The 7,721-nt window shown below is 35.0% G+C and carries 7 protein-coding genes; 4 read left to right on the top strand and 3 right to left on the bottom strand.

The features are described 5' to 3' along the window. Positions 1 to 187 precede the first annotated feature (187 nt). Positions 188 to 1,642 carry a pyridoxal phosphate-dependent decarboxylase family protein gene (locus tag ACIQ0C_RS26860; RefSeq protein WP_403065855.1) on the bottom strand — a complete coding sequence of 485 codons (1,455 nt, stop codon included), beginning with the start codon at positions 1,640 to 1,642 and terminating at the stop codon, positions 188 to 190. 568 nt (positions 1,643 to 2,210) lie between these two features. After that, entirely contained in the window at positions 2,211 to 2,846 is a 636-nt protein-coding gene (locus ACIQ0C_RS26865; RefSeq protein ID WP_403065858.1) for an NAD(P)-dependent oxidoreductase, read from the bottom strand. A gap of 534 nt (positions 2,847 to 3,380) precedes the next feature. Here ACIQ0C_RS26865 and sda point away from each other — a divergent pair. The 4 genes from sda to ACIQ0C_RS26885 all read left to right on the top strand — a co-directional run bounded on the left by sda (position 3,381) and on the right by ACIQ0C_RS26885 (position 7,066). After that, positions 3,381 to 3,527: a sporulation histidine kinase inhibitor Sda gene (gene sda / locus ACIQ0C_RS26870; RefSeq protein WP_402844163.1), complete on the top strand. Its 147-nt coding sequence runs from the start codon at positions 3,381 to 3,383 to the stop codon at positions 3,525 to 3,527. A 550-nt stretch (positions 3,528 to 4,077) separates the two neighbouring features. Next, the gene (locus ACIQ0C_RS26875) at positions 4,078 to 5,112 is read left to right on the top strand and encodes a FecCD family ABC transporter permease (RefSeq protein WP_403065861.1); all 1,035 of its coding nucleotides are present in this window, start codon (positions 4,078 to 4,080) and stop codon (positions 5,110 to 5,112) included. Between the two features lie 13 nt (positions 5,113 to 5,125). Beyond that, complete coding sequence (locus ACIQ0C_RS26880) at positions 5,126 to 6,130, top strand: FecCD family ABC transporter permease (RefSeq protein WP_403065867.1); 1,005 nt, start codon at positions 5,126 to 5,128, stop codon at positions 6,128 to 6,130. Positions 6,131 to 6,151: 21 nt separating this feature from the next. Beyond that, positions 6,152 to 7,066: an iron-hydroxamate ABC transporter substrate-binding protein gene (locus ACIQ0C_RS26885; RefSeq protein ID WP_403065864.1), complete on the top strand. Its 915-nt coding sequence runs from the start codon at positions 6,152 to 6,154 to the stop codon at positions 7,064 to 7,066. 541 nt (positions 7,067 to 7,607) lie between these two features. On the opposite strand, the gene ACIQ0C_RS26890 is transcribed toward ACIQ0C_RS26885, so the two are convergent. Then, positions 7,608 to 7,721, bottom strand: a 114-nt coding sequence (locus tag ACIQ0C_RS26890) for a signal peptidase II (RefSeq protein WP_403065870.1), incomplete at its 5' end; no start/stop codon positions are given.

A 7,721-nucleotide genomic window follows, 5' to 3' on the forward strand; every position in this document is an offset into this window, starting at 1 on the left:
CTCCCCTTTTTAAAAAAACAATGAGCTGCGTCTTCTTAAGTATTGCCTTTTCCCCTAAATTCCAGAAGTCTATTTTCATGGTAGTTCATTAAGAAAAGCGATTCTTTTTAAAGAATCGCGCACATTTGTTGAAGATTAAATCCTATTGAATTCAATTGTACTTATTGAATTATAGCACCCAGTTAATTTAATAGGATTTATAACTATGGTGATTTATATAAAATTCATCAATCTTACTAAATATTTTTTGTATAGTTGAGATTGGAGTATATGGATTTAATAGAACTGCTCTTAACCAACGTTCTCCTCTATAAGTTGGCAAGGAGAAAAATACACGTTCTTCATTAAGCAGATACTGTTGCAACTCTAAGTTCCATTGGTCCCATTGATTAGAATCTAGATATTTTGGTCTTCCTCTAAAACAACACAAATTTGTATCAGGTTCACTTGCTAGTTCTATGTAGGAGCGTTTTTTAACTTGCACTACAAATTCCTCGACTAATAAATAACTTTCATTCAATAGTTGGTCGTAACCTTTTAATCCAATGTGTTGAAGAGACAAATATAACTTTAAAATGTCAGCATGACGGGTGCCTTGAACACTAACTTCACCTAAATTTGTAAAATTTGTATCATTCATATATGGAGCAGAAATTCGGAAATCCGTTTCCAATAAGTCTCGATTCTTAAATAAAACCATAGCACATGTTTTTGCAACGTACATCCATTTTTGAGGGTTAAAAGTTATAGAATCTGCCCCTTCAATACCAGAAAGTAGGTGACGATTCTTCTCTGAAAATACTAATGCCCCACCATAAGCAGCATCTACATGTAACCAGAGCCCATACTTCTTTGCTGTTTCTGCAATGGATAGAATGGGGTCAATACTACCCGTTACAGTTGTTCCAGCCGTTGCCACAACTGCAAAAGGCTTTTTCCCTTCTTCAAACATTTTAATAATTTGTTTCTCTAAGTCGGAGATATCCATCTGAGAATTATGATTACTTTTTACTGCGATTACACTAGAGGTACCTAATCCTAATAACATTGCTGCTTTATGAAGAGAAGTATGGCTCACTTCTGATACTAAAATTACTGGTTGTTCTATTAATCCAGTTAATCCTGCCTCTTTAACCTGTAATTTATGGTTTCGAGCAACTGCAAGGGCTTGAAGGTTAGCAAGGCTCCCTCCACTAGTCATTACTCCTCCACCCTTTTCATCATATCCAAACATATGTGCAATTTTTTGAAGTACTTGAACTTCCATTTGAGAGAATACAGGTGACATTTCAAGACTCAACATATTGTTATTAATAGCCGTTGTTACAAATTCACCCAAACAGGAAATTAAAGTAGGGATTGAGTCCATGTGACCAATATAGTTAGGAGTTAGAGGATTCATTGAATTTCTTAATATCTCTTGTAATTGTAGAAGAATATCTTCAGTTGGAGCTCCTTGCATGGAAAACTCACCAAAATTATAATTTTCTATTTGAGCTAAAGATGGACGTTGCTCAGAATTAGCAGAATTCTCTATAACCAAATCCATAACTTTTCTAATTAGGCTCTTAACTTCGTCAATATTTTGACCATTTGGTTCAATAAAAGAGTCATTCGGAAGAAAATTAATATTCATAATCATCACTCTACTCTCGGAATTATTGCACTTATTATAACAATCGAACAGATAGATTCAAGAAAAATATGGAATACCTCTTATGAATAAATAAAAGCAATCATCATAAATACAACACTGTTCTTCTTCAACTATCCTGCCCCAAGAGTTGCATACAAAAAAGGCTGCCTTAAAGGCAGCTCCGATCTTCAGCTAACGCACCCGTTAGCCTGACTCCGACAACCACGGTGTACCACCGACTGTCGCGCCCTTTATGGGTAGCACTCATGAGAGATTAATCCTTTTTTGGGCGTAGCGCTAGCCTCTACTTAATATGCTATGATTGGAGGTTTTTGTTTAACGATTGACCAAACTCAATCAGATTCCTCATAAGGCTCAGCCTTTTTTTAAAAAGCGTTTTTACTGGTTCTATTTTGTTGTGGTTTTTACTGAATTTTGCGCTTTTTTAATTTTCATGGGAGTTCTATAAGAAAAACAAAACTTCTTCAAGTATCGCGCCCTATAACGGAAAAAAAACTAAGTAGCTTCTATTAGCTGGTTAATTGAAAAGAAATTTTTTCCATCTACTAATATTTTAGTTGGCTATAAAAGGAGTTTTCTTTATGTATTTATTATCACTGATCTGATTAATGATAAAATCTGCGATATCTATATTCGTAATTTTTATTCCCGGCATATCGGTTAAGCTTTCCTTTATATTACCAGCAGATGATCCCTCAACTACAAATGGCAAACGTACAAGTGTCCAATCAACATCACTGCTTGCAAGAATCTCAAGTTCCATTTTTTTATCTGCCATCATCTTCGGAAATAAGAATCTAAATATCCTTGCTCCAATTTTATTTATTATGTTCTTATTATCTCCGTTAATATCAAGTGATCCTCCTGTAACACCAATGTATCTTCTAATTTCTAATTCATTCATTGCAGTAAGGATGAATTTTGTTACAACACTGTAAATAGGGAAATCTTTTAAGGGTTGACCTAAAGTATTGATAACAATATGACAACCCTTAAGAAAAGACCGAATAGAATTTATATCTTGTGCGTCTCCTTTCACAATCTCAATTCGTTCATCAGTATTAGTTAATCTAGTAGGATCTCTAACAAGCATACGAACTTGATATCCATCTTCTAATGCCCTTTTTGCAATAAATCGTCCTACCTTTCCGTTCCCTCCCACGATGGCTAGCTTGTAAGAATGCTTCATTTTTCCTCCTCTTGAAAAATTATTTGAACGTCACAATTACTCTTATTTATTATAATATTTATTACTTTAATATTATCCTTCTTGAGGTAACCTGTTCCATTCGTTTAAGTAGACTAATTCACAATCCTATATCAATTTTAACATAAATATCCAGTTTTATTTGGGAGTCTAGTTCCATTAAATTGCCCTTTAACGGAACAACTCTATTTTCAATCAACAGTTCATTAATCCGCCTTTTCTTTCACTATAAAACACCCCCTTTAGATAACCATATCCAAAGGGGAAAACGTCGTAACTTTTTTATAAATATCGCGACTTTCTTCAAAACATAGCATCTTTTTTATAAACATCGTGACTTTATTTCAAAGCTACATGTAAACTAGAAAGCTATATATATTGCGTTTAATGATGTCGGTTTATGTTGTTTTATGTAGATTAAAATATAGAATAAATATGAAACCTTTTTGTTGCAAAAAAGTTCACTCTATATTTTAAGTTAGAGACTTAAACGTGGTTTTAAAGAAAGGGAAATATATGAAAAAATTAAATGATCAACTATTGATAGACTCATACCATAAAGCAATTGAATTAGACTTAGACAAAAAATTTATCCTCGTCCTAGAAGAAGAATTGAAGAGAAGAGGTTTACCCCTTATCGATCAAAAAGATAAGCGTAACTAATTAGTATAACTTTAAATCTTTGCTCTTATTTTTTAACCCAAACTAATAATTATTGTTCCTTAGTAGTCAATTCTCTTTATAAGACTTGTTTAAATTTCCTTCCAACAAAAAGCGAAAAACGCTATTATACCTGTAATATCATGAAAAGGCTGGTGTTTTTTTTTATGTATCGCGAGATTTCAGTCGAACTTACCCTCTTTTCACAGGAACTACAACGACTTTCACCTCCAAAAGCTCTCCAAGAGCTAGCCAAAAAGTAGTGAGTACTTCCCTAAAAGAGTTATGTAGTTGTCTAGTATCTATAACGGGAGTCTTTATAAGTCCTAAAGGACTCAATCAACGATTTAATCCCTTCGGCTGTCAAGCTCTTACGATAGAGTATTTACTTCCTTATTTACTCAAAACCTTTATACATTTCAGGTTCTTCCTTATCGTTACGCTTCTCAAATTAACGTATTAAAAAATAGATTGATTTCAACAAAGAGTAAAGATATAATCATAATGATAATGATTATCAATATCAATTGTTGAAAAGTAAAGGATGAATTTAATGTTACATAATCCCTCTCTAAAGGGACTCAAAAATCGTTCAAGTGTTTTTCTGCTAATGTGTTTATTCATTCTGGTGATTCTTGGATTAGTGGTGTGCCTGTTTTTGGCTGTAACATTTGGGGCAAAAGAGGTTACCTTCAATACTGTGTGGTCAGCGATTTTTAATTATGATCCTACACTGACACAGCAACAGATTATTCACGAACTACGGCTTCCACGGGTGATTGGCGCTTCATTAGTCGGAGCAGCTTTTGCAGTTGCTGGGGCTTTAATGCAAGGAGTCACCCACAACCCCTTAGCTGACGCAGGAATACTTGGTATTAACGCAGGGTCAATGTTTGTGGTAGCCCTTAGTTTTGCTTTCTTTCCAAACATTCCGTATTCTATCTTGATGGTTTTTTCATTTATAGGAGCTGTATTGAGTACATTGTTCATTTTTATAATTGGCTCATCTGTGCCGGGAGGATTAACACCTATACGGTTAACAATCTCAGGTGCAGTTATAGCAGCGCTCTTACATTCACTTAGTTCAGGAGTGGCTATTTATTATGATTTGAGTCAAGATTTAGCCTTTTGGTATGCAGGAGGTGTTGCAGGGATAAAGTGGGATCATTTGAAAGTGTTGGTTCCTATTATTCTTATCGCAATTATTTGGGCAATATCGTTAGGGCGATCTGTGTCACTCATTTCAATGGGCAATGATATTGCCACCAATCTTGGTGTGAATACGACTCGTATTAGAATACTTGGAATAATAATAGCCGTTATTCTGGCAGGGGTTTCTGTTTCAGCCGTTGGTTCAATAGGTTTTGTTGGACTTGTAATCCCACATATTTCACGAAAATTGGTTGGAGGATATTATCAGCTCATCATTCCAATGTCAGCATTATTGGGTTCGATACTGTTAATACTGGCTGATTTGGGAGCCCGAACGTTGAACCCACCCAGAGAGCTGGCTATTGGTATAATGGTAGCCCTTGTCGGTGTTCCTTTTTTTCTCTATATTGCTCGTAAAGTAGGGAGGGACTTATAGGGTGAAATATCATATGAATGCAGACAACAAGAGGACTTATACAGTTACTATGGTATTTATTTTAATTAGTATAGTTGCAGTATTAATAAGCTTGAATACAGGTACCCTGCGACTTTCACCTTTTAAAGTAATCCAAACGCTTTTTGGCTACGGTGATTTTAAAAGTTCTACTATTCTGTTTGAATACCGTATCCCACGAATCTTGATTACCATGTTGGCGGGAGTTGGATTAGGAATTTCAGGTGCAATCTTACAAGGATTATCACGTAACCCTTTGGCAGATCCAGGAATTTTAGGATTACATGCCGGTGCGTCCTTTGGTCTCATTATCTTTGTTACATATTTTCATTCATTAGATGAAAAAGCATCAATTCTTATACCGTTATTTACCTCTTTAGGCGGAGTCTTAACTGCTTTTCTTATTGTTTTACTTGCCTATGATCGTTACAAAGGCATATTGCCCATTCGACTTATTCTTATTGGAATTGCAATTTCTGCTGGTTTTAGTGCTATTACACTTTTTCTTTCTCTTCGTCTCGATGAAGAAACCTACACATTTGCTTCAAGATGGTTAGTTGGAAATGTATGGGGAAGGGATTGGATTCATGTTATTGCCCTTTTTCCGTGGATCCTTATTTTAGCACCTTATGCTTGGTTCCAATCTAACACATTAAATGCCTTAACACTTGGTGATGACGTAGCAGCTGGCCTTGGTGCTTCTGTTCAAAAACAACGTTTGCTGATGCTGGCAACTGCTGTTGGTTTGTCATGTGCGAGTGTAGCGATGGCCGGCGGTATTGGATTTATTGGTCTAGTCGCCCCTCATCTTGCCCGTCGGCTTGCTGGCCCAATGTACCAACATTTCCTTCCTGTTTCAGGACTTATTGGGCTCATTATTTTGGTGCTTGCGGATACCATTGGTCGATCCATATTTCAGCCAAATGCTATTCCAGCTGGTATAGTCGTTGCCGTTATAGGAGCTCCCTATTTTCTTTATTTGCTCACAAAAACAAAATAACTTTTCAATTAAGGAGAAAAAATGAACAAGAAACTTACTATTTTATTTAGCATTATGTTAATTCTTATTTTGTCCGCCTGCGGACAAACTTCCTTAAATGATAGTAAATCAGCACAAAAAAATAAACCTAGAAGTGAAGAACTAAGAATCGCTTCACTTTCCATCCATCTAACAAATGATCTACTTGCATTAGGTATAACTCCAGTTGGTTCTGTTATTGGTGGGGAATTAAAAGATTTTCTGCCTCATGTGAAGGATCAATTAAAAGATACGCAAAAACTTGGACCAGTAAAAGATCCAGATATGGAAGCATTAATTGAACTAAACCCTTCTGTGATTTATCTAGATAAGGAATTTTCAGGAAAAGATGTATCAAAATATGAAAAAATCGCACCGACTAATGTATTTAATCTTGATGAAGGAACATGGAGAGATCATTTAAAGTCCGTAGGTAATCTTGTCGATCGTCAACAGCAAGCAGAAAAATTCATTTCAGATTATGAAAAACAAACAAAAGAAGTGAAAAATTTAATTGAAAATAAACTTGGTGAAGGCAGTAAAGTAATGGCAATACGTGTTACGGCAAAGGAGTTACGGGTATTTAGTACAAAACGACCAATGGGACCTATCCTATTTCAGGATTTAGGTTTTAAACCTGCCAATGGTGTTGAAGACATTGATAAAAATCTACCTTACGAAGTCATATCTCAAGAAGTTCTTCCAGATTTCGATGCAGATGCTATATTTGTCATCGTCAACAGTGACGATGAGTCTCAGACAGCTTTTAAACAGTTAGAAGATACACCCATTTGGAAAGGGTTGAAAGCAGTTAAAGGAAAACATGTATACGTAGTTCCGGATCAGCCATGGCTTGACTATTCAGCACTAGGAAATAAAATGGCCATGGACAACGCAAAAGAAATCTTTTCACAATAATAGACCAGAGATATTTTTTATTTCATAATAACTATTAGGTATTTCTGTTACCAGAATAAATATTATTAAGGTAAAACCTATCGAATTATCTTACCCCCGTCTCGTAGATTATTCAAAAAAGCCTAAATAGTCATTAGAGGAAGTAAGCATGCAAAAAAGCTCTTATTATTTAGGAGCTTTTTTGGTGTGTAAAAGTATATTGATTTTAGCCTTCCTTAACAACAATTTGATAAGATTACATAAATCGGATACTAAGTATGATGGAAAACAATAACGTGGATTAACATGCCCCGATAGTTCCATAAAGAAAAAGCTGCCTTGAAGACAGCTCTGATTTTCAGCTAACGCACCCTATAGTTTAAGTACATTTCTTCACAATCTCACAATACACATTAGCATAATATATCCAGTTTTGTTTGGAAATCTTATTTAGTTAAATGGCTGTATTCATTAAGAAAGAGCGCAATTCTTATTCCAGAAATGCGCCCTTTTGATTAATAACAAAACTAATATGTTCTCAGCTTTTGATTTTGTCTTTAATTTAAATTTGTTGATTCACGTTTTTCTTTTGTTTGTCTTCAAAAAGCATATGAATAAATAATAGAGAAACTCCAACACAAAGAGAGGAATCTGCTACGTTAAATATAGGAAATGG

The sequence above is a fragment of the Peribacillus sp. NPDC096448 genome, from assembly GCF_044762675.1.
Classification (GTDB): domain Bacteria; phylum Bacillota; class Bacilli; order Bacillales; family DSM-1321; genus Peribacillus; species Peribacillus frigoritolerans_B.

What these genes read in the sequence shown, in the direction of transcription:
- ACIQ0C_RS26860 (WP_403065855.1), bottom strand. Translation starts at nt 1,642, where the DNA reads ATGATTATGAATATTAATTTTCTTCCGAATGACTCTTTTATTGAACCA.
- ACIQ0C_RS26865 (WP_403065858.1), bottom strand. Translation starts at nt 2,846, where the DNA reads ATGAAGCATTCTTACAAGCTAGCCATCGTGGGAGGGAACGGAAAGGTA.
- sda (WP_402844163.1), top strand. Translation starts at nt 3,381, where the DNA reads ATGAAAAAATTAAATGATCAACTATTGATAGACTCATACCATAAAGCA.
- ACIQ0C_RS26875 (WP_403065861.1), top strand. Translation starts at nt 4,078, where the DNA reads ATGTTACATAATCCCTCTCTAAAGGGACTCAAAAATCGTTCAAGTGTT.
- ACIQ0C_RS26880 (WP_403065867.1), top strand. Translation starts at nt 5,126, where the DNA reads ATGAATGCAGACAACAAGAGGACTTATACAGTTACTATGGTATTTATT.
- ACIQ0C_RS26885 (WP_403065864.1), top strand. Translation starts at nt 6,152, where the DNA reads ATGAACAAGAAACTTACTATTTTATTTAGCATTATGTTAATTCTTATT.